General features: G+C 41.1%; 20 protein-coding genes and 1 tRNA gene. 7 read left to right on the forward strand and 14 right to left on the reverse strand.

The genetic code is table 11. The annotated features are described in order from the left end of the window. Positions 1 to 12: 12 nt before the first annotated feature. On the reverse strand, positions 13 to 480 hold the full coding sequence (locus BLW60_RS00960; protein WP_074714040.1) for a pyridoxamine 5'-phosphate oxidase family protein: 468 nt from the start codon (positions 478 to 480) through the stop codon (positions 13 to 15). Positions 481 to 494: 14 nt separating this feature from the next. Then, positions 495 to 743, reverse strand: coding sequence for a TM1266 family iron-only hydrogenase system putative regulator (locus BLW60_RS00965; protein ID WP_074714041.1), 249 nt, complete (start codon positions 741 to 743; stop codon positions 495 to 497). Positions 744 to 1,169: 426 nt separating this feature from the next. Between BLW60_RS00965 and BLW60_RS17080 the strand changes: the two genes are divergently transcribed. The 4 genes from BLW60_RS17080 (at position 1,170) to BLW60_RS00985 (ending at position 3,260) form a co-directional block, all read left to right on the forward strand. Next, positions 1,170 to 1,823 (forward strand): hypothetical protein, encoded by a 654-nt coding sequence (locus tag BLW60_RS17080; RefSeq protein WP_242872798.1) that lies wholly within the window; start codon positions 1,170 to 1,172, stop codon positions 1,821 to 1,823. Between the two features lie 381 nt (positions 1,824 to 2,204). Then, positions 2,205 to 2,669, forward strand: coding sequence for a hypothetical protein (locus tag BLW60_RS00975; RefSeq protein ID WP_074714042.1), 465 nt, complete (start codon positions 2,205 to 2,207; stop codon positions 2,667 to 2,669). A 68-nt stretch (positions 2,670 to 2,737) separates the two neighbouring features. Then, complete coding sequence (locus tag BLW60_RS00980) at positions 2,738 to 3,172, forward strand: hypothetical protein (protein WP_074714043.1); 435 nt, start codon at positions 2,738 to 2,740, stop codon at positions 3,170 to 3,172. Between the two features lie 3 nt (positions 3,173 to 3,175). Further along, a tRNA-Leu gene (locus BLW60_RS00985) sits at positions 3,176 to 3,260 on the forward strand. A gap of 136 nt (positions 3,261 to 3,396) precedes the next feature. Here the strand turns inward: BLW60_RS00985 and BLW60_RS00990 are convergent. Beyond that, entirely contained in the window at positions 3,397 to 4,044 is a 648-nt protein-coding gene (locus tag BLW60_RS00990) for a recombinase zinc ribbon domain-containing protein (protein ID WP_074714044.1), read from the reverse strand. Then, positions 4,045 to 4,914 (reverse strand): recombinase family protein, encoded by an 870-nt coding sequence (locus tag BLW60_RS00995; RefSeq protein ID WP_074714045.1) that lies wholly within the window; start codon positions 4,912 to 4,914, stop codon positions 4,045 to 4,047. A 322-nt stretch (positions 4,915 to 5,236) separates the two neighbouring features. On the opposite strand from BLW60_RS00995, the gene BLW60_RS01000 reads away from it, so the two are divergent. Beyond that, positions 5,237 to 6,379 (forward strand): glycosyl hydrolase family 18 protein, encoded by a 1,143-nt coding sequence (locus BLW60_RS01000; protein ID WP_074714046.1) that lies wholly within the window; start codon positions 5,237 to 5,239, stop codon positions 6,377 to 6,379. A gap of 65 nt (positions 6,380 to 6,444) precedes the next feature. Here the strand turns inward: BLW60_RS01000 and recQ are convergent, their stop codons facing one another. The 6 genes from recQ to BLW60_RS01030 all read right to left on the reverse strand — a co-directional run bounded on the left by recQ (position 6,445) and on the right by BLW60_RS01030 (position 16,569). Then, positions 6,445 to 8,292: a DNA helicase RecQ gene (gene recQ, locus BLW60_RS01005; RefSeq protein WP_074714047.1), complete on the reverse strand. Its 1,848-nt coding sequence runs from the start codon at positions 8,290 to 8,292 to the stop codon at positions 6,445 to 6,447. 241 nt (positions 8,293 to 8,533) lie between these two features. After that, positions 8,534 to 10,876: a leucine-rich repeat protein gene (locus BLW60_RS01010; protein ID WP_074714048.1), complete on the reverse strand. Its 2,343-nt coding sequence runs from the start codon at positions 10,874 to 10,876 to the stop codon at positions 8,534 to 8,536. 190 nt (positions 10,877 to 11,066) lie between these two features. After that, on the reverse strand, positions 11,067 to 13,169 hold the full coding sequence (locus tag BLW60_RS01015; protein ID WP_074714049.1) for a dockerin type I repeat-containing protein: 2,103 nt from the start codon (positions 13,167 to 13,169) through the stop codon (positions 11,067 to 11,069). 25 nt (positions 13,170 to 13,194) lie between these two features. Next, on the reverse strand, positions 13,195 to 14,124 hold the full coding sequence (locus tag BLW60_RS01020) for a hypothetical protein (protein ID WP_139283347.1): 930 nt from the start codon (positions 14,122 to 14,124) through the stop codon (positions 13,195 to 13,197). Then, a complete protein-coding gene (locus BLW60_RS01025) occupies positions 14,114 to 14,665 on the reverse strand; it encodes an RNA polymerase sigma factor (RefSeq protein WP_074714051.1) in 552 nt (183 codons plus the stop codon). Before BLW60_RS01025 ends, BLW60_RS01020 begins: the two co-directional genes overlap by 11 nt. 197 nt (positions 14,666 to 14,862) lie before the next feature. Next, entirely contained in the window at positions 14,863 to 16,569 is a 1,707-nt protein-coding gene (locus tag BLW60_RS01030) for a dockerin type I repeat-containing protein (protein ID WP_074714052.1), read from the reverse strand. A gap of 437 nt (positions 16,570 to 17,006) precedes the next feature. Between BLW60_RS01030 and BLW60_RS01035 the strand changes: the two genes are divergently transcribed. Together BLW60_RS01035 and BLW60_RS01040 are read left to right on the forward strand one after the other, a co-directional pair. After that, on the forward strand, positions 17,007 to 17,735 hold the full coding sequence (locus BLW60_RS01035) for a hypothetical protein (protein WP_074714053.1): 729 nt from the start codon (positions 17,007 to 17,009) through the stop codon (positions 17,733 to 17,735). 27 nt (positions 17,736 to 17,762) lie between these two features. After that, the gene (locus BLW60_RS01040; protein ID WP_074714054.1) at positions 17,763 to 18,428 is read left to right on the forward strand and encodes a GGDEF domain-containing protein; all 666 of its coding nucleotides are present in this window, start codon (positions 17,763 to 17,765) and stop codon (positions 18,426 to 18,428) included. Between the two features lie 88 nt (positions 18,429 to 18,516). Here the strand turns inward: BLW60_RS01040 and BLW60_RS16640 are convergent, their stop codons facing one another. The 4 genes from BLW60_RS16640 to BLW60_RS01060 form a co-directional block, all read right to left on the reverse strand. Continuing rightward, positions 18,517 to 19,230 carry a dockerin type I domain-containing protein gene (locus BLW60_RS16640; protein ID WP_074714055.1) on the reverse strand — a complete coding sequence of 238 codons (714 nt, stop codon included), beginning with the start codon at positions 19,228 to 19,230 and terminating at the stop codon, positions 18,517 to 18,519. Positions 19,231 to 19,575: 345 nt separating this feature from the next. Then, positions 19,576 to 21,156, reverse strand: coding sequence for an asparagine synthase B (gene asnB, locus BLW60_RS01050; protein ID WP_074714056.1), 1,581 nt, complete (start codon positions 21,154 to 21,156; stop codon positions 19,576 to 19,578). A gap of 101 nt (positions 21,157 to 21,257) precedes the next feature. After that, positions 21,258 to 22,679 (reverse strand): amidophosphoribosyltransferase, encoded by a 1,422-nt coding sequence (gene purF / locus BLW60_RS01055; protein WP_074714057.1) that lies wholly within the window; start codon positions 22,677 to 22,679, stop codon positions 21,258 to 21,260. A 14-nt stretch (positions 22,680 to 22,693) separates the two neighbouring features. After that, on the reverse strand, positions 22,694 to 23,275 hold the full coding sequence (locus BLW60_RS01060; protein WP_074714058.1) for an ANTAR domain-containing response regulator: 582 nt from the start codon (positions 23,273 to 23,275) through the stop codon (positions 22,694 to 22,696). Between the last annotated feature and the right edge of the window lie 6 nt (positions 23,276 to 23,281).

Genomic DNA, 23,281 nt, shown 5'->3' on the forward strand with positions numbered 1-23,281 from the left:
TTTCCTCCAGTTTTATTTTGCCTTACAAGACATTGTTTTTACTTTAAGTTTAAACACAGCAGTTCTTCCGAGTACATCATTATCATACTCAAGTCCTGTCCTGCCGGCAGCCTGATACATGATATATTCAAGAGCAGCTTTCTTTTCATCGTTATATTCTATAACAGAAAGTATACCGTTACCGACAACGCTCATATATTTTGCTGAATGACCACAGGCTGTATCAGCACCTAAAAGCTCATAGTTGCCGTCGATCTCAAATCCTACTGACGGCTCTGACTTGGCAAGCTCATATTTCCTGCCTGCAACTGCTCCGTGAAAATAAAATGTATATTCTCCGTTTTCAACAGAATAACCATAGTTCACAGGGACTATATAAACCTCACCATTATCACAGAAGCCTATACGGATCAACTTCTCTTTAGCAATGAATTTCTCTATTGCTTTTTTATCAGTTATTTCTCTGTCAGCTCTTCTCATATCATACTCCGTTCTTACTTTTTTGAGATAGCTGCTTTGACAGAAACACCGTTTATCTGTCCAAGCCTGCCTGTGAGACTGCTTATAACATCAGGCTCAGCATCAAGAGCAACAGATATAAGTGATATGCCTCGCGCCTTGTATGGGAGTCCCATACGACCGATAATTATATCGCTGTAGTCGTGAAGTACGTTATTGACTTCCACTGCCGCCGACTGTTCATCAATAACTATCGCCGTTACCGCTATACGTTTGTTTTCCATTCTCTCCTCCTTTAAAGGCTGGAAAAGCAGTCAATAAAAAATCCGCCCAGCATGGACGGAGAATATCTGCATAGTATTATACAAACTGCCATCCGATAACAGAGTTTTCACCCTGATGCCCGAAAACAATAAAATTTTACAGCCAAAACCAGAATAAATCCTGCCTTCCGCTATTTATATCTTATCACATTGTTACATTATTGTCAATGTTACTTTGTTAGCACGACCTAAGTGTTGATATCCGTGGTTTATGCTTTATATTTATTGATATTTTCTTCATATGTACTGCTATAGCCTATTATTGTGCATTTCAAACAATCAAAACAGTATTATTTCAAAAAAATATATAATTTTTCAAAAATCACTGGACAAATTCTTTTATTTGTGATATACTTATTTATAGATTTATTTTTGAGGTGATTATTAATGGGTTTATTCTCATTTTTCCAGGGTGGAGCTAAATATTTCGATAAAAAGATCGACCCTAAATGCGATTACTGTACGTACGGAAAAAGAACAAAGGACGGAAACAGAGTCCTCTGTGAAAAAAGGGGTCTCGTTGAACAGAACTATTCATGTAAAGCTTTCATCTATTCTCCGTTAAAGAGAATACCTGTTAAACAGCTTAGATTTGTCGGAAGCATCGCTGATGATGACCTTTACATAGAGTCAAAGGGCGATCGCACTGAAAAGGAAGAAGCAGAAAAGCAGACTGCAAAGGACGATAAGTCCAAAAACGACAAGAAACAGACTGCTCCTGCTAAACAGGCTGAACCTGAAAAGAAAGCAGAGCCTGCTAAGAACAATGAACCGGCTAAGCAGCCAGAGTCTCCAAAGCCTCAGAATGCTGAAAAGCCAGCAGCTTCCCCTGCTGAAAACAATGAACAGCCTGCCAAGAAGGAAGAGGAAAAAGCTGCTCCAAATAATGAAAAGAAGGAAGCATCTGCTCCTGCACAAGCTCCTAAGCCGCAGGCTCAGCCTCAGCCAACGCCACAGGCTCCGCAGACTGCACTTCAGGCAGCTCAGCAGGCAGCTCAACAAGCTGCACAGCAAGCTCAGCAGACAATGCAGAAGAAATAATTATGTATATTAAGAGGAGTGCTTATTGTACTCCTCTTTTTTATTTTCCTTTTTTACTTGACAAAATCCGGTTTACAGGTTATAATATTATTTGTCCGCTAAAAGGACAAAGTTCATAGTCAGCAGAAAAAATAACGTCTTGACAGCTGAACATTTTCCGTACTTCAATACAATCTCCAGATATTAGAAAATTGACAGTGTACAATGGAATATCAAGGAGCTGTATCAGTAAAATTATGAGGAAATGAAAACTATCAAACAATTTCGAAAATATGGATTAATAATGATATGCCGCTTCCTTCCAAATCAATAATTTATGCATTAATATGAATTATTGGCATAATCCTTGGATTTTAATTGCTTTTGTAATGGTAGATTCATATGTTTGGTATTAATAAAATATGTACATTTGGAATTGCATCTCCTATTTGGATAATATTGTATGGTTACCCATATCCATCAGATATAAATCCTAATCTTAAAAAAATCATGGAAATCCTTGGATTAACTATTGATATAAAAGAAATAAATTCCATATATAACAATACACCTTGCAATAAAGGAGATATATTAGTATATGGTAATCACGCAAAAAATTGCATTGTCTTTGACCTTTACAAAGATCCAACAGATCAGTTAGATGTCATAAATTTCGGTGTAGTTTGCAAAAAAAGTATATCTGAAAAGGTTAGAGAACTTGTTGAGGCTATGCTTAATGAAACTGATAAAAAAGTAAAAATAAGCGGTTATGACTTTACTTCCCCACGTTGGGCACATTGTGTTGTCAATGGAGAAAATTATATATACAGCTATGTAAAACAAGCAATAATTTATTGCGATAAATAATAATGCGGGTGTGGTGAAATTGGCATACGCACCTAATTTCGTTTGCGCTACGTCATTGGAGGATTAAAATGAGCAATAGTGATAATACTCCTCGCGGAAAGGAATTTCAAGAAGCAGTTTGTGAATGGTTCGCATCAAAGCCTGAGTATAAAGGTAGTTTTGAAATGGAAGTTGGACTTCCAATTGGTAGCCCTGAAAAGAATCATTTTTTCGATATTGTAAATAAAGAATCTAAAATAGTTATTGAATGTAAAAGATACACTTGGACAGAAACAGGTAACGTCCCAAGCGCTAAAATTCGTACCTTGAATGAAGCTGTTTTCTTTATGTCTTTACTGAAAGGTTCTTATACTAAATACATAGTTATGTTTAAAGCTAATCACCCAAAGAAAAAAGAATCACTTGCAGAGTATTATCATAGAACGTATAAACATCTACTCGGAAGCACCATCGTTGCTGAATTTGATATAGAAGCTAAACAATTAAGAATAATTGATAAATAATGTGCGGGTGTGGTGAAATTGGCAGACACGTCAGATTTAGGTTCTGATGCCGTAAGGTGTGCAGGTTCAAGTCCTGTCACCCGCACCAGCGGGGAGCCCCCGTGGGCAGTTTCGCGTCTCAGTTTTTCCGGGACGCGAATTGTTTTTCCGCGCATGAAATCCATTTGTAATGTACAAGTATCATAAAAAGCTAAGTCGCAGGTCTCCCTGCGGCTTTTTCTGCTTTAATCGTTAATCTCAAAGCACCCAGTGCTTGTATCCTTGAAATCTCCGTTGAATTCAAGTGTTACGTCAAGGCTTCCGTCCTCGTTTTCGTGGACGTTTATCTTGCGGACGAGCAGGCGCATATTTGCATCCGAGATGTACGGTTCGAGGAGCACCTCGTCCAGCAGCTCTGCTGTGGACATCAGTTCATCGCAACGCTTCTTGCTGAGTTCGTCGAACTTCCTGCAATCCTCTATCTTCTGCGTCAGCTCCGCTATCTCGACTTCACGCTTTTCGATCATTGAATTATAGACCTTGGCGTGTTCGCGGTCTCCGATTCGATCCATTATAAGCTCCTCTATTTGACCTTTGAGGGTGACTATTTTATCAGTGTAGTCCTTTATCATTTTATCGTATTTTGGCTTCTTTTTGTTCCACTCCCTGACTATTTCGTCGTACTTCTGACTGGAATCAAGTATCTCCTGACGGAGCATTGCAAGCTCTGTATGTATTATCTCATCGAGTTGAGGCTCGCGGATAGTGTGAGCATTGCAGTATTCGTTGCCGTAGCGATTGTTGCTGTTGCAGGTATATTCCACCCATGAATGCCCTGCTACAGTCCGTTTCTTAGCTATGAGGCTCGCTCCGCACTCGGCACATTTTATCATTCAGCAGTATCTATGGATAACGCTTCCGAATTTAGAACGTGCGTTATTCTTCAATCTGCTCTCAAGGAGCACCTGTGCCTGCTCGAAAGTCTCTCTGTCAATTATCGCAGGCATATAGTTCTCGTGACGATACTGTTCCTCAGGTGGTATTACATCTTTCGTCTTGTATATCTTCGATGTTACAGTCTTATGATTAACAAGTGTACCTGTATATGCTTCATTTTGTATCAGACGTTTCACTGTTGTTTGAGCCCATAGGAATCTTTTGGCAATCTCAGTATGCCGCGGATTTTTCTTCCTGTGCGAGAAGTATTCCGGTGACTTTATACCGCGACGGTTGTAGTCCTTGGCTATAGTGCTCAGTCCGTATCCTTCAAAGAACTTCTCGAATATCTCTCTGACTATCGCTGCCGCCGTTTCATCGACCAGTATCTCACCTGTGAATTTATCTTTGTAGTATTTTAGCCAGAGATATGTGCTGACTGCATTCGTATTCTGATAGTGATTCTTCCAAGTGCCATTATCATATTTCTTTCTGATTGATTCGGCATAGGAAATAAATGATTCAATACGCTCAGCAAGGTCTTTGATTTCATCAAAAAGATCTATAAACATTGACTTTACAGCCTGTGAGTCCGCTTCAGCAAATTCCTTTAGCATTCTTCTTGGATATGCATAACCTGAAGCAAGCAAATTGTATGTTTTTGATAGTGACTTTTTAAGCATTCCCACAAAATCTTCTGAATTAATATCCCAATTATTCTGAAAGCATTTTACAGCCTCCCACTTATACCGTTCTTCCTCAAAGTGCTTAGCAAAATCAGCTTTATAAGCCTCTATGACCTGTTTTAGTTTTTCAGTATTTATCATAATAATCACCTCTCAGAAATCCACAAAGTAAATGCCAATACTTATTTTGCGGAAATTCCCCTTTATGTTGATATTACTTACATATGCGGATAACAAAATCCCGTTTTTATAAGTATATTTTACCACAATTCACTTTACAAATCAACACATTTCAGTAAAATATACCAACTCTTATTTGACCAAATTTCAATATAATTATCATAATAACCTCAAACCAAACGTTGTTATCGCCTTTACATATTTCTTACCATTTTCTGTGGATTGACAATTATACATCGTTCGCTTATAATAGAAATAACATGATAACGAGGAGGCTCTCAGCATGAAAGCTAACAGGTTAATTGCATTATTCGCCGCGGCAGCTCTTGCCGTACCTACATATTCAGCGGCGGCGGAAAGTCAATCTCAGCACAGGATAGTCGGTTATCTTCCTGACTGGAACTACAGTCCGTTCAGCGAGCTTGACCTCAGTCAGCTCACACATATCAACATAGCGTTCTGCAATCCTGACGAAAATGGCATGATACACTGCGATATTCCCGAAGCTGAGCTGAAAAGCCTTATTTCCAAGGCGCACAGTCACGATATAGAAGTCTTTGCAGCATTGGGCGGCGGCGGAGGCTGTGACGGCTATCTTCAGCACATTGATACTCCCGTGGAGCGTGAGGCGTTCAACACGAATATTATGGACTTCTGCGACAGCTATGACTTTGACGGTATCGACCTCGACATCGAGCTCAGCTCAAGCAATAAGATATGGAACTACTATGGTGACTGGTGTGCGGAGCTGCGCACTCTCTGTGACGAAAGAGATATGAAAATGTCTACTGCTACAGCTCAGTGGGTAGCTGAAAAAGTAACTCCCGAAACATTCGCACTCTTTGATTTTGTGAACGTTATGGCTTACGACAATGACGTGGACAAGTACTCCCACGCTTCATATGAATACTCTGTCGAGTGCCTTGACTATTTCTCGAAAAGGAAGAAAATTCCCACCGAGAAGCTCGTTCTCGGTGTGCCCTTCTACGGCAGAGGCTACACCTCAGACGGTGAGCTTGACTGGAACTCATATATGTCATTTGCTGACATTGTCAGCAAGGGCGACGAATACTACAGTTCGGACAAATACAACGGAATTGTCTACAACGGAGCTGATACTATTGCAAAGAAAGCCGAGCTTGCAAAGGACTACGGCGGAATCATGATATGGGAGCTGACTCAGGACGCAAAGGGTGAGAAGTCGCTGCTGAAAGTGATAAATGATACTCTCGGCAATGGTACTGCCGTTGCAGGTGATGTTAATTCTGACGGCAGCTTTAATGTCTCCGACCTTGTACTTTTGCAAAGGTGGCTGCTTGCCAAACCAGATACTGAACTGAAAAACTGGCAGGCAGGCGACCTATGTGAGGACGGCAGTCTTGATGTGTTTGACCTGTGCGTGATGAGGAAAAAGCTGATTGAATAACGAAAAATCTCCCCTAACAATTCGGGGAGATTTTTTACATATTAGGAAAAAAATAGGATATCATTTCAATCATATTTTTTCTTGTCAGGATGTGAACTCAGGTGCGCACTGATAAGGCGGCAGAACTCATCACTGTATTGCTCTGCTTTTCGCTTGCCAACTCCCGATACATTCAGGAACTCATCGTGTGTTACAGGAAGCAGTCTGCACATATCCCTTAAAGCCGCATCAGAGAACACAACATACGCAGGTACTTTTGCCTCTGACGCAAGCTTGCTGCGAAGTGATTTGAGCTTCATAAACAGCAAGTCGTTCACGCTTATCTGTTCATCTGTAAGGCGTTTGCTTCTCGGAGTTTTCTTCGGCAGCTTCATTTGTACAGGTATTCGCTCTTTCAATATTTTTGCAGACAACGGTGTCAGCTCAATAACAGGATACTCGTCATCAGTACAGCAGAGATATCCGTTTGAAGCAAGATAATCGATCTCTGCACGGATAGTTTGTACAGGTACATCCTTCATGATACCGTATGTTGAAAGCTTGTCAAAGCCGAGGGAGATCAGCCTGTCATTTTCGCTGCCGCGAAGAACATCTATCACCATGCTCTTTCCGAAATATCGTCCTTTTTGCTTTATTCTGAATACGCACGAAACTATTTTCTGCGAATCAACAGTTATATCGACGTCCTCAAATCCGTTAACACAGTTAGAGCAGTTACCGCAGTAAGACTGCGCTTTATCACCAAAATATCTGAGCATGAATTCTCTAAGGCAGCCTGTAGTTGTGGAATAAATAGTCATATCTTTCAGACGCTGTTTGTCGCGCTCCAGCATGATTTCCTTCTCTTCATCGGAAAGGTCATCATTCTCCTCGCGGCTTTTTTCTATCATGAAGTTATTTGTGCGGACGTCCATTGGTCCATAGAGCAGGATACACTGAGCGGGACTGCCGTCGCGTCCTGCACGTCCTGCTTCCTGATAGTAGCTTTCGATATTCTTAGGCATATTGTAATGTATGACGAACGACACGTTTGACTTATCTATTCCCATTCCGAAAGCATTAGTGGCGACCATTATCCTCTTGCGGTCGTATATGAAGTCCTCCTGATTTGCGCGTCTTTCAGCGTCTGCAAGCCCTGCATGATATCTGGTGGCAGAGTAGCCGTCTGCGTTGAGCTTATCGCAGATCTCCTCGACGCTTTTGCGTGAAATGCAGTATACTATTCCGCATTTGTCGCCAAAACCATCGAGCTGTTTCTTCAGCTCTGCGTACTTGTTCTTCGGCTTAAGCACCGAGAAATACAGATTATGGCGGTCGAAGCCTGTCACTAACGAAAACGGCTCATGCAGTCCAAGCAGGCGGACTATATCCTCTTTTACTGTGTCCGTGGCAGTTGCCGTAAAAGCACTGACTATGGGACGCTGAGGCAGACTTCTGATAAATTCGGCGATATGAAGATAGCTCGGACGGAAATCCTGTCCCCACTGTGAAACACAGTGTGCTTCGTCGATAGTGACCATAGCTATTTTTATTGACGAGACAAGCCGCTCCATTTCCTGTGTGCCAAGACGCTCGGGAGCTACATATATCAGCTTATATTCACCGCGGCAGGCGCGATGCATGACTTCGTAGTATTCCTCAGGCAAAAGAGAGCTGTTTATACAGGCTGCACTGACGCCTGCCGTCACAAGTGCGCTGACCTGATCCTTCATAAGAGAGATGAGCGGAGATATAACAATGGTAACGCCGTTCAGCATAATAGCAGGGACCTGATAGCACAAGGACTTCCCTGCTCCTGTCGGCATGATACCGAGCACATCACCGCCGTCTATAATATGGTCGATCAGTTCCTCTTGTCCGCTTCGGAACTCCCTGTGACCGAAATATTCATTCAATACCCTTAGTTTGTCCATATACACCACCTACCGCTGTTATTATTTTTATTATAACATCACAGCTGCAAAAATGCAAGAATAGTACTGATGATCGTGAATTATCAGACATCCGATTTTATCAAAAAGTGCCAGACAACTGCAAAATATGTACTGTATGGTATGTCGCACATATATAAGACCGGCTGTGGCAGCCGGTCTTATCATGCTCTTTTCTATTGTACTGTTTTCCTTTAAACAAAATTAGTGGTCTGTACTTTTATTACGAAAAATTTTCCTGTCCGAGGAGGTACTTCTGTATCTTTAGTGCATCGCTTGAGGTGATACCGTTGCCGTTGCCCTCAACGTCAGCACAGTCCATACCCTTTTCTGTTATATGGTGCTCGTCAGTACCGTTAATGCCGTATTTGTTAGGATTTGCAAGACTTTGCATTACAAGCACAACGTCGCTCATATCAACTTCGCTGTCGAAGTTAGAATCGCCGAAAGCATAAAAATCGACGGCATTTATCTTTGCAATTCTTTTCGCAGTTGAATCAACATACCCATATATCTTTTCAACCTTTTTCAGGTCAATGGAATTTGAATAGAAATCACAATTGGCAGAATAGATCTTTACTATGACTTTTTCTTCGGAAGTATCATCTTTCCACGTAAACGAATCTACACCGATATTTTTTACGTTTTCAGGAATAATGATAGTTTTCAGATCTGTACCATTAAAAGCATACCAGCCTATTTCGGAAAGACTATTCGGGAAACTGATCTCTTCAAGTGCTTCGCAGCCTTTGAATGAAGAATTTCCTATTTCCTTTAATCCGTTGCCAAACTTGACCTCTTTCAGGTTAGTACAACCGCTAAAAGCTTTATCTTCTATTTCTTTTAATCCATTGCCTATCTCGACCTTTTTCAGGTTAGTGCAGCCGCTGAAAGCAGAATCGTTCATTTCTATGACATTGTCATACAGTTTCAGTGAAGCAAGCTTTTCACAGTTTGCAAAAGCCTCATTTCCTATATATTCAACGCCTTCTCCGCCTTCAATGCTTTCAAGATTTTTGCAGTCACTGAATGTTTCCAAAGGAATGACCTTTAGATTTTTGCCGATAACGACCTTTTTGATCTGTTTCTTTACTTCACTTGGTATAAAATTGCTCCTGTACGACGGGTAAACATAAATCGAAAGAGTGTATCCATCACTTTCAGTTGATGAAGCCAGCTTTTTTGTGCCTCCTGCGTTTAAATATGCTACAGGCTTGCCCTGTACTTCATCAGGAATTACCAGGGTTCCATCTTCTAAAGCGCTTTCACTTATGTCTTTAATAACGAGTTCACCTTCGGACTCTTCAAATTCCATGCCGTATGCAAGTTCACTTAAAAATTCATCACAGGGATCGAATTTTATATTCCTGATATTATCACTGAATGATATGCTTTTAACTTTATCAAGCCTTCCAAATGCGTACTTACCTATTTCTTCAAGGCCTTCACCGCCCTCGATCACTTCGAGATTTCTGAACTCCTCAAATCCACGCTCACTTATTCTCTTTACGTTTTTTCCGAGAACTATTTTCTTTACATCTTCTGCAACTCTGCTATTTATTCTTTTATATTCTATTCCTTCGGTATACATTCCGAATTCAACAACAGGTATGCCGTCAACTTCATCAGGAATGACCAGTGTTCCGTCTTCAGCCATAAGTACATCCTCTACCTTGAGACCGTCCTCTGTCTCTTTAAATGACATACCATAGTCTCTTAAACAGATCAGAGGATCAAGCGCTGACAATTCCTGTTTCTCGTAATCGCCATTTTCAAACTGCTCAAAAGTACACCAGTTCAATTTATAACGTTCTGCCTGATATCTTGCCCTGGAATTTTCATCACAGACTATGAGTGTATTTTCCCAACGAGTTTCATTACGAAGTTCACATTCCGGATTCTTTATTTTAATGATACCGCAATACTCCTTTGGAATATCATAAGAAACAAAAACGTTTTCGGCCTTTTCAAATCTTTCAGGAACTTCAAAGACTTCAATACCTGTTCTTTGAAAAGCTCCACTTTGTATTTCTTCTACACTTTCGCCTATCTCAAAGCTCTTCAGATTTACACACAGGCAAAAAGCATCTCTTTTGATCTCCTTTAGCTTGCTTCCTGTTTTGACCTCTTTTAAGCTGAAACATCTGCTAAAAGCATATGTACCGATAGATTCAAGTTCATCGTTAAGAGTAACAGTTTCAAGCTCATAACATTCATCAAAAGCTTGAGAATCTATCTTTTTTACATTTTTTCCAAGAACCACTGACTTAATATGCCGACAACCTGAACTACTCGCATCAAAAGCGCAGTAGCCTATCGCTGTAACAGGACAGCCGTCCACCTCATCAGGTATTACAAGATCAACGATAGAATCGTCTTCAGCTCCACTGACGATAGCTTCGCCGTTGCTTATAGTGTACTTGATGCCGTCCTTGACTACCTCGGCAGAAGCCTCGGTATCGGCTGCATAAACGCTGCTGATAACGTTTTTCCCCTCTGTAACATTGCAGGCTCCCCCAACGAGCACAAGTGCAGTTACAGCTGCGATGATTTTTTTGATTTCCATAGTTTTCTCCTTTGATTATATCATTTGCCTTTTACGGCATATTTATATTATATCATTAAAACTAGGACAAAACAATATTCGTATCTCAAAATTTACAATTTAGAAAATTTTACACTGAAAAAACTTCAAAAGAAAGGCTGCGCAGCCTCTTAGTTACGCAGCCTTATTTTATTACAAACTGATTTGGATATTATAAATTTGCACCGCTTGTCAATACAAAGCCATAATCGGAAGATGTTGAAGCTAAGCAATAATATAAAACATTTTCAAGAGATAATGATTTGAACTCCTCGGAAGTCACGTTGATGATTAGTTCATCAGATGCTTCTCTGTACTCATATCCGATGTTTTGCTGTTTGAGCTGCTCGATCGTATCCTTTATCATAGCTTTTTTATAAGCCTTGAGGGCTTCAGCTAAAGCATTATGAGGAGCATTGCTGAAGTCCTTGATATCTTCTTCCACCTTATCTCTCAGGAATTCGCCGTTTACGATATACTTTGCAAGGAATTTCTCTCCGTAAAAACCGACTCTCTGCTCATACAGTTCCTTTGCCCATTTTTCGCCGTCAGGAGTTCCTGTTGTGTATAAAAGCTCTCCGTATTTCAGCTCATCGCCGTCTTTGAGTATCTGGTGCAGCTTTTCATCAAGCAGTTTATTGCTGCTTACATCTTCGCTGTACTCGGCTATAGTCTTGCCGTTATATTTATAGTTCTCACTGCTCTTGAACTGCGGATATACAGCTATAACAGTACTCTCATCTGTAGTATTGTTCAATACCGTGTATAATTCGTAAGAAACAGGCTTTCCGTTCCATTTCTGACCAAATCCTGCGTCCTGACTTACAACGTTATTATTCTGCTCTTTATCAGTACTCTGACTGCTGTTTGTAACATCAAGTCCGAGAAGCTTTTTCTGTATAGCCTGAGCATCACCCACTGTAAGTCCGTCACCGTCCATGTCTGCATTTGCCTTGCCCTGTGGGGTAAGATGATATTCGTCTGTACCGTTTTCGCCGTACTTGTTTGGGTTGGCAAGAGCCTGCATAATAAGAACGATATCAGCCATATCAACTGTTCCGTCACAGTTTGCGTCGCCTTTTAATAACTGTGCTCCGCCATAACCAAACCAACGATATAAATCTTCTGTCCTGACATCAACATCAACGTCGGTCCACATAGTGATTTTTATGTAATCAGGCTTTTCTTCCAAATTACCTCCGCCTATTTTCAGTTTGGCATTACACTTGTCAATTTCAAATTCCCAGACATATAAGCCGCTGCCGACATCGGTATGCTTATACTTTTCAAAGTCGCTCCATGTAAGCGCATCACCCTTTTTAGATAAACGCGTAATATCATTAATAGTTATAAGCGGCTTCTGCATTTCTGTATCACTGTTTGTTGTGGCAGGAAGTGTGGTTACACTCGTTGTTGTAATCGCAGCTGCTGAAGTCTGAGTAGCAGTTGTAACATTAAGATCATAAAATTCGCTAAAATCAGGTAATTTTTCAAATTCATACGGGATACCGCTTTTATCAAGACCTATTTCTGAAATATAAGCTCTCAGCTGTGCCTCATGGTCACCGTGGAAACCAATAGACAGTTTTTCATCAGGTACATCTCGCGAAACAACGCCCTGTATATCGTTATTAGCCATAAAATCGCAAATGGCTTCAGCGTATTTCTGTGCAGCAGTTTTTTCTTCATCAGTTTTATCAGAAACTATTACATCATCACGGCTCTGACTGTATTCTACAAGGCTTTCATCAATGCCTTTTTCTGCAACATATGCCTTTATCTTATCTAAAAAGCCGTCAAATACGATCAACAGCTTCTTCTCTGTGCCGCCTATAGTTTGAACATAAGTATAGCCTGATATACCATTGGTACGCATATACTCGTTTATATCCTCAGCGATATCGCTTAATGTGCTGTTCTTTTCTTCGTCAGGTGTTTCACCGACATTTCTGGCAGCTTCATAGATGATAACACTCTTATCCATACGTTTTGCGTCGACATAGAATTTGATCTTATCTACGTACGCCGAGTATGTAACTACTACTTTATCATCACGTACAAAAGCGTAACCTGCAAGACTGTTCATCATCATATAGCTGCTTATATCATCAGCATATTCCTGTAAAATGCTTTTCTCGGTATCTGACTGGGGAGCAGATACGCTGTCTGCCTTTTTGGCTTCACTGCCTTCTGCACACACGTACACTAAAGAAGCAGAAGTTGCTGTGATGATCGCTGCTGTAACAGCTGCAATTAATCTCTTGGTCTTACTCATAAATATCATCCTCTCGTTTATAAAATTATTCCGTCGGGGAAATAAGCTCTTTGATAGTATCTATGGTCGTATCGTTGTTCCTGTAAAGGTAATACCCCTCGTCCTCTTCAAATTTTACTGCAATAGCAATAGTTTGATCTATGTTTTTGATCTTATAAGCCTTTGCTTTATATATACCCGGCAGCCCTCTCATTCCCACTGTGTCTATATAATCGCCTACATCATCAGGAGATATTCTGTACGTATTTCTGTACATTGTCATATCTCCGTCAAAAATTCCAATTGGATACTCTTCGTTCATAGGCTTTGTCGGAACGCCATCGTTACCACTGTTATCTGTAGTTGTTGTGACAGACGTTATTGTGGTCAACGTTGTTTTCGATACAGTTGTAATTGACTGAGGCAGCGTATGAAAAGCCATATCATCGCCGCCAAAACCGCCGAATTTAGTCGTTACACTTGTGGTAACTGCTGTGGTCTGAATTTCAGTCAAAGCAGTCTGTTTAGCTGTTTCTTTTGTAACAACTGTTGTGCTTAGCTGAGTCATTGCAGCAGTAGTATGTATCGTCTGAACAGTATTCTGAGCATATGTCTGAGCTGCTAAATAAGTTGTATTTACAGATGTACTGCTGTGGGTAGTACTGTCTGTGTTTTTTTGCGTCTGAGCTGCTTTGGTTTCAGCTGCACTTGTTGTAACTGTAGAAACGTTTCCTGTGATCGATGATGTACTTGCTTCCGATGTAGTTATGGCAGTTACATCAATAATTTCGGGATCTGACGGAATTATAGGCATTTTATCAATGTTCTTCCAACCGAGTACCAAAACAACAGTTAAAATAAAACAAGCCAGAACAGGAACGGTTCGCTTGATAATACGAATTCGCCGTTCTTTTCTCAGGCGATGTTCATTTCGTTTGGAAAGAACACTTTGATACATCTCATGATCATTCTTCATATTCAAAGCCGCTCCTTTCCAATTCAGATCTTAACGCTTGTTTGGCGTTGTATAGCAGAGTTTCGACCTGCCGTTTAGTCTTTTTCATAATCATGGCAGTTTCTGCATTACTAAATTCTTCAAAATAGGAAAGATACAAAACCTGTCGATATTCCGATCTAAGGCTATGCAGAGCTTTATGAACAATGCGCTTTTGTTCGCTTTTTATGTAATTGCTTTCGATATTTTTCTCGTCAGCAAGGTGCTTTTGTGATTCCAGCGGAACGATGCTGAGTTTTGAATGTTTACGCAGATATTTTGTTGTTGTATTGCGTCCAATAGCGTAAAGCCACGTCTTGAAGGAGCTTTTCTCCGAATACTTAGGACAGTTGACTGCAAGTTCCGCAAATGTATCCTCAGTAAGCTCCTCAGCCGTGTGAATATCCTGTACAAAGCTATTCAGATACAGCATCAATCCTGTACGGTATCCCATTATTATTTCATATAAACCTTCATCATCGCCTGCAAGGAAACGGTGGTAGCTACCTGCACCGTTATCCATGGAGAGATTCCTCCTCTCAGGGGCTTGTACTTTGCCCTATATTATATTAGTACCACTTTTTCGAAAAAACTCAAAGCATATCAAGTAATTTTTTATTTTTAACTATTATATCACGGAGCATCGGCAATTACAATAGATATCAGGTACTTTTCCTGACAAAAAACGCACAGCAGTCATATGGCTGCTGTGCGCATTTTTTAATCTTCAAACTCTGAGGAGATCATTTTTTTGTATTCCTCTTCTTTCTGGATCCTCTCCTCTTCCTCACGCTTCTGTCTTTCCATTTCTTCTTTTTCAAATTCAGCCATACCTTTATCCTTGTCGCCGACATAAAGAGTGATGACCTTGTCTATCTTGCCGTCCTTTACTGTGAACTTTGCCATATCTGACTTGAACGCTGCTCCGTCAGCAAATACGTCAGTCTCCTCTGCAAGTTCCTGACCAAGTTCTGAGTTTATCCATGCGCCGCAATACGGCTCATCACCATACGACTCAGCATAGAGCATATACTCTCCGTCCTTGATACCGAAGAGCTCGCCTGACTTTATACCTGACAGAACGACTGAATTACCCTGCATTACAGTATATGTACAATCGCCTGTGTATGGCTGTTTATCAGGCCATGTGAGAACGTTGAATGAAAGATTTTTCTCGCCTTCGTAAGGTGTGAAATAGAAGTCGAATACAGTCGAATAGTTATATGCATAACCAAAACCGACTCCCTGATCTCTTGAGCTCTTTATGTAGCCCTCGGGAACCTCATCGACAACGACCTTATAGCAATCGTAGCCTGTACGATAAAGGTCGGTGAATACCTTGGTAGTACCGTCTGAAGTCCAGCTCGTTTTCTTAGCGTAGCTGTACGGAGCTTCAATAAGTGAAAGCTTAACGCCCTCAATTGGCTTTCCTGTAATGCTGTCAAAGCAATTGACATTTATCGTATTGCCGGAGTTCTCCAACGGACCAAAGTTCAGGAAAAGCTCTCTGTCAGGCTTACCATTCACTACTGAGAAATCAATGCCGTTTGAGAGGTCTTCAAACTGAGCATCGGGATAGTTTTCCTTGACCATTGCAGCAAAATCACTGTCAGGATCAACGAAAGCAACAGGATAATCAAAGAAATTGAACTCAGCATGATAATCGCCGTCAGGAAGTGCCATTTCTCCAGTGTACTGCCTCTGATAGTAATAATTGCCGTCCTTGTCGGTAATAGTGAGATTGCCGTAGCCTATATTCTCTCTGCCCTGACACCAGTCCATATGTGTGAACTTGACATTATTTTCTGTATCATCAGCTGCTACTCTTACAATCAATTCCTTCTCAGCTGTACCAGCTTCGATATCGAAGATAACTACCTGATCCCATGTCTTATATGCAGTGTCATAGCCCTTCGGAAGCCCGTTTACTGTAAGAAAATACTTATAATCCTTATCATCGGGAAGCCCGTAGTAATTAATTTCCTCACCGTTGGTAGAAATATCATCGCCGATATTATACAAATAATTTTCCACCATCTCGTTAAGACATATATCAGCATCAAGAGGTTCGCCGGACATCATATCCACGACCTTTATACTGAGCTGTGTACCCGCAGGTTTAACTTCAGAGACAAGCTGCTTGCGCAGGTATACCATGTCATAAACGTCAATAACACCGTCAGCCAAAAGGTCGGCGTTCTTTATATTTCCCAACTCGCCTATACGTCCGAGAAGATAGCGGTTAAGCTGAACTGCGTCTGAAATACCCACATTGCCGTCAAAGTTTACATCACCGAAAAGAGTGAGGACCTGTGCATTTTCGACTATGTAATCCTCAGCCGATGCTGACGAGATATTCATAGCCAAAGGTGCCGCAGCCATAACAGCTGCCATTAAAAGTGCCTTGATACGATTTCTTATGTCCATTGCTTTTTACCTCCTGTCATTTGTAGGAGCTTTAAAAGCTCCCCCTATATTATTAGTCTATCATAATAAACAAATTTTGTCAATAATTGTGGCAAACAATATGCTTTAAATACACCTTTCGTTGAAAAAAATATATCCGTTCAGTATAAAGTATACACATTCATTTGTATGGAAATACATCATTTCTGCCACAGAAAATATGTATCCGCCAAGTATATTGACCTTTAATTTTGACGTATTACAGCCATTTCGTCTGACAATTTGTACAATCATACTGTTTTTTGATTGTACAATTCTCCAAAAAAGCACTTTTAGTGCGGTGTTAATAAATTATTATTTAAATCCACAAACAATAATGCTATAATTTATACATGGAATATTTTGATCTGTATAGGACTTCAATATATTTATAATTTGGCAGTTGGATGTTATGTTTTATGGATTATCAATATTATCAGGATTATGTTGAAAAGATCAGCGGTATGGCAGGGATATACTCTTTTGATATATTGCCCGACGGAAGTTTCAGTGAGATAAGACTGATCGCACTCAATAAGCTGAACGGCGGCGTTTTAACCATGAATCCCGATGCTCCTCCTTTTTATCCAGGAATCCCTTGGAGAACATACTATACAGACATTAATTTTGAAAGATATATTTATAACTGTGCCAGCACAAATAACCTTTTGTATTCATATGCAAATGCACATGGATACTGGCTGAAAGGTTTCTATCTGCCTATGAATGTAACTGAGTCTGAAAGTGATGAGAAGTCCGATAAAGGTATAAAAACTTTTTACTGCTTATACGTCGGAACTTTCTCTCCTCAGCTTGAATCTGACGCTATGACAAATCATTCACTGGAAGTCTCAGCTGCCGTAATGAATATCAGTGTAAAACTGAATGAAACCCAGAATTATCAGCAAGCAATGGCTGCGGCAATCCATGAGATAAAAAAAGTGTGTGATGCCGAAAACTGCGTTCTTTATACCGTTAATAACAACAGTCAGAAGTGCAGCTTTATAAATGAAGACGGTGTACATAATGAAATGATGGAAAAACTGTCTGCTGAAATGCAGCGCACTCCTTATGAGTTAGCTCTTGCATGGGAGAAAGACCTTGCTGACAGCGACTGCCTGATGCTTGAAGACCTGAGCGTTGTTTAGGAACGTGATCCGGTATGGTATAAATCATTGTGTGATTACAATGTCAGCAATATCGTACTTTATGCAGTTCGTTTCAAACAATCGCTTATAGGTTTTATATGGGCTATAAATATTGATACTACCAAGATGATGCTGATAAAGGAAACTCTTGAATTATCTTCCTTCCTCCTTGGTACAGTAATTGCAAATCATCAGCTCTTTTCACATCTAAAAACCATGAGTACGATTGACAGGCTCACTCAGGTCAATAATCGAAATGCAATGAATGAACGGATCGGCAAATATACTTCCGGTGAAGTGAAACTTCCCGATTCGATCGGAATTGTTTACGCCGATCTTAACGGCTTGAAAAAAGTCAATGATACAAAGGGACATGATGCCGGAGATATGTTTTTAAGCCGTGCTGCCTCTTTGCTAAAGCTTGTATTCGGAGATTATGAGGTATATCGTGTTGGCGGAGACGAATTTGTTGTTCTCTGCCCAGATATAGAAGAGGATAAAATGAAAGACAGAATGACACAGCTTCGCACCCTTACGACAAATACTCCTGATGTAAGTTTTGCAGCAGGATATGGCTGGTTTTCAGGAAAATATGATATCAACGCCGCATTACAGATTGCAGACGAACGAATGTATAAGGATAAAGAAGAATACTATCGTATTCATAGTGAAAATGACAGAAGGAAATCATAAATCACACGACCGCAGCCATGTGCTGCGGTTTTTTGTATCTCCCAACAGATAAATAAAGTGCTGCCATAAGGCAGCACTTCATTGATAATTATTTTCTGTCTAACATGAAGATCTTCAGCGTGATCGGTTCATCTTTTGTTACAGAAATATATGCATAGAAGCAGAGAATGTAAGAAGCGTCAAGTGAATCTATCTTCCCGTCCTCGTTTACGTCATATGCCGCTTTCTGTTTTACAGTCAATGTGATCGAATTTGATGTTGAATTTATCGCATATATCTTCAGAATAATGCTTGCATCAACTGCATCGACCTTGCCGTCACCCGAAGCATCACCTAATTCGATATCAGGTCCGTCATCAGTATTAGTGGTTGTTGTAATTGTAGTCGTAGCCGTGCTTGTTGTAGTAGTTGTTGTGGTGGTAGAAGTTGATGTTGAAGTAGAAGTTGTTGTTGTAGTTGTAGATGTAGTAGTTGTTGTTTCTGTTGTCACAGAGGTTTTTGAAGTTGAAGCAGAAGTCTCTGTAAGTTCAGTTGTAGTTGATGTCGTAGTCGTTTCAGTAGTTGTACTTGTAGTAGTTGTTGTGGTGGTTGTTGTAGTTGTTGTGATAACAGGATCAGCATTAACATTTACATTAAGACTGCATGATTTTCCGTCAGATGCTTTGACATTGATAACAGCCTTGCCTTTGCTCAAAGCACTTATTACACCGTCCTCGTCAACAGCTGCTATCTTCTTATCCGAAGATGTGTATTCAAGCTTGGTATAATCAGACTTGACAGTATAAGTATCACCTGCTGACATGAAAATGTTCTTCGGACCTAAAACAACTTCTCCGTCAAAGGGAACAAAATTGTAATTTTTTGCTGCTGCAAAAGTCTTTGCTGTTGATGAAGCATAACCATAAATAGTACCTGCGTAATTCTCATCAAAAGTTCGGTCAGCTATATTACAATCCCTGTTGTAGATATATGAAGATTATAGCATATATATTTTTTTCATAGTCAATCAATTACATAAAAAAAGCAATTATAGTTGATGATTGCAAATCAAAGGCGATATAGCTTCTAATTTATCACAATAATTGGGAGGTAATAAAGAATCGAGCCGCAGGGGAATCCCCTGCGGCTATCTTGCTTTATTTTGTTTTTACTTGCCGCTTTCACCGTAGTTTGAAAGGACTCTTGCGGAAGGATCGTTTACGTTGCAGCCTTCCCACTCCTTGTTAGGCATCCAGAAATCAACGATCATTTCACAGTTGCCGTGATAGTATTTATCAAATATCTCACGATAAAGGAGCGATTCCTTAGTAAATGGCTTTGCATGAGCATACTTTGTGCAATCAAGTTCAAACTCCTCATCTGAATAGTAATTCTCTGCATACTCCTTGAGGTAATCTACCATAGAATGTCCGACTGCGTCAGAGAATGCAGCCTTTTCACGATAAAGGATATCATGCGGCAGATAATCTCCCTCAAAAGCATGGCGGAGGAGGTACTTGCCCTTGTTGTACTTGTTGAGCTTCATCTCAGGATCAACTGCCATGACATATTTCACGAAGTCAAGATCACCGAAAGGCACACGGGCTTCGAGAGAATTTACAGATATGCAGCGGTCTGCGCGGAGAACATCATACATATGCAGCTCATGTACACGCTTGACGGACTCCTGCTGGAAAGCCTCTGCTGAAGGAGCAAAGTCTGTATACTTATATCCGAATAACTCGTCAGATATCTCACCTGTAAGAAGTACACGGATATCCGTCTGCTCGTGTATAGCCTTACAGAGCAGATACATACCCATACTCGCACGGATAGTCGTAATGTCAAAAGTTCCAAGAAGGTGGATAACATCTTCAAGTGCTGCGATAACATCGTCCTTGGTTATGATAACTTCTGTATGTTCGCTGCCGATATAATCAGCTACCTGCTTTGCATATTTAAGGTCGATCGCATCAGTGTTCATACCGATAGCAAATGTGCGGATAGGCTTGTCGCTCTCACGCTGAGCAATAGCACATACAAGTGATGAATCAAGTCCGCCTGAAAGCAAAAATCCAACTTTTGCATCTGCATCAAGACGTTTTTTAACACCTGCAACAAGTTTATCGTGAATATTTTTGCACACTGTGTCAAGGTCATCATGAATGACTTTATCAACAGCTGTAATGTCGCAATAGCAGTGGAATTCGCCGTCCTTGTAATAGTGTCCGGGAGGAAAAGGCACTATCTTTTTGCAGAGCTTTACAAGGTTCTTAGGTTCACTTGCAAACACCATTGCTCCGCTATCGGATTTGCCGTAATACAGCGGACGTATGCCTATCGGATCACGGGCAGCTATGAATTCGCCGTTTTTACCGTCGTATAAAACACAGGCAAACTCTGCATCAAGCATGGCGAACATATCAGTACCGTATTCCTTATAAAGCGGCAGAAGTATCTCGCAGTCACTGTCACTTTTAAAGCTGTAGCCCTTTGCTTTGAGCTCGTCACGCAAAGTCTTGAAGCCGTATATCTCACCGTTGCAGACAACATAATTGCCGTCAAGCTCAAATGGCTGCATTCCTTCGGGAGTAAGTCCCATTATGGACAGTCTCTGAAAACCGAGTACACCGTCCTTTAATTCGATTATCCTTTCGTCATCGGGTCCGCGTGAAACTGTTGCTTTAAGTACCTCTGCGACCTCCTCTGTACTGCCGCCTTTGCCGCAGTAACCCATTATCGTACACATTTTCTATTCCTCCGAATTAATGATGTAATAAAACTATATATCGCCATTGATATACAGCATTTTTGTGGGAGGATAATATCCGCCCTACTTTTCCTTTTTGTTTATCTGTGTATCTTCTCATCGAATTTGTTTTTGCTTCCTGCACCTGAAATATCCACAGGATAATCACCTGTAAAACAGCCCTTGCAGTAGCCGAAACGATTATCCACAAGCTCGCCGAGACATTCAACAGGCAGATATCCGAGACTGTCCGCACCGATATACTTTGCTATCTCTTCCGTAGAACTGCACTTTCCTGCTATGAGGTTCTCCTCAGAGTCGATATCAGTACCGAAATGACAGGTATGCAGGAAGGGCGGCGATGAGATGCGCACATGGACTTCCTTTGCCCCTGCTTCACGAAGAAGCCTTACGATCCTCGCGCTTGTCGTACCGCGGACTATGGAATCATCTATCATTATGACGCGCTTACCAACAACGCTCTCGCGAACAGCGTTGAGCTTTATCTTTACTGCATTTTCACGCTGATGCTGTTCGGGCTGAATGAAGCTGCGTCCGATATATTTGTTTTTTATAAAGCCTATACCATATGGTATACCGCTTTCATTTGCGTAACCGAGAGCCGCATCAAGTCCAGAATCGGGAACACCGATAACTATATCTGCCTCTACAGGACTGCTCTTTGCAAGCAGCTCACCTGCTTTCAGACGTGCATGGTGTACCGAGATGCTGTCAATAACAGAATCGGGACGTGCGAAGTAAATGTACTCAAAAATGCATATATTTCGCTTGTTTGTGCAGTTTGTACTTATAGACTGCATACCTTCCTGACCAATGGTAACTATTTCTCCAGGCTCTATATCACGCAGGAACTCAGCTCCAACTGTTTCAAGAGCGCAGGATTCCGAAGCGACTACATACGCTCCGTCGGAAGTCCTGCCGATACACAGTGGGCGGAAGCCGTCAGGATCACGAAAAGCTATGAGCTTTGTAGCTGTCATAACTATGCATGAATACGCACCTTTAAGTCGCGGCATCGCTTTCTCAACAGCCTCCTCTGTAGAGTTGCTGCTGAGACGTTCACGGACTATCTCATAGGCGATCGCCTCCGTATCGGAAGTACCGTGGAAGATAGCTCCCGACATCTCAAAGGAGCGTCGGAGCTCCGCTGCATTGACGAGATTTCCATTGTGAACAAGAGCCATATTACCTTTGATATGGCGAATTACAAGGGGCTGGATATTATTGTGATTATGTCCGCCTGTTGTGGAATAGCGAACGTGTCCAACCGCCATATTACCGCTGCCGAGCTTGTCCAGCTCTTCCCTGCTGAATACCTCCGAGACAAGACCGTCTGCACGTTTGTGTCTGAATATACCGTCATCGCAGACTGTTATGCCGCAGCTCTCCTGACCTCTGTGCTGGAGCGCATAAAGTCCGAAATAGACCGATGCTGCAACATCAGAAGCCTTGATCTCGTATATGCCGAATACACCGCATTCCTCATGAATACTGTCAAACATTTCTTACGCCTCTCTCATAAATATTGCTCACTCAGTTTATCGATCACTGCCAGTGCTGCAATACTTTTCTTCTTACGCTTATTCATGGCATACTGTTCAAGATAAGCGTGTGCTTCCTCCTCCGTCATGCCCTTGTACTGCATGAGCATGAACTTTGCCTTGTCCACTGCCTGTATCTCGTTTATCTTTTCTTCAAGCCTGCGGTTTTCCTCATACAGCTTTAAAGAACGGTTAACAGCGATATCCAGCGTTTTCACCAGCTGATAGAGCAGAGTTCTGCTGAACGGCTTTCCGACGATGATAATGCCTGTCTTTTCAGCAAGTCCCGCTATCTTTTCAGTCTGCTCTTCCTTTATCATAAAAATACAGTTCGCGGTAGTATTGTCAATGATGTATTCCGCAAGCTCAAAGCCCGACTCGTCCATAAGCGGAGAGTTTATAACTGCCAGTTCCACAGACGGATCAGCATCGAAAACTGTTTTTGCCTGATAAGCGGATTCAACAAGTTTCGGAGTACATCTGAACGAATCGCGGAGGAAATTCACAAGAGCTTCAGAGGCTATTTTATTACTTGAAACTACAAGAATTTTTTCCAAAGCTTA

It is taken from the genome of Ruminococcus flavefaciens (assembly GCF_900108555.1).
In the GTDB taxonomy this organism is placed as follows: Bacteria; Bacillota; Clostridia; order Oscillospirales; family Ruminococcaceae; genus Ruminococcus; species Ruminococcus flavefaciens_P.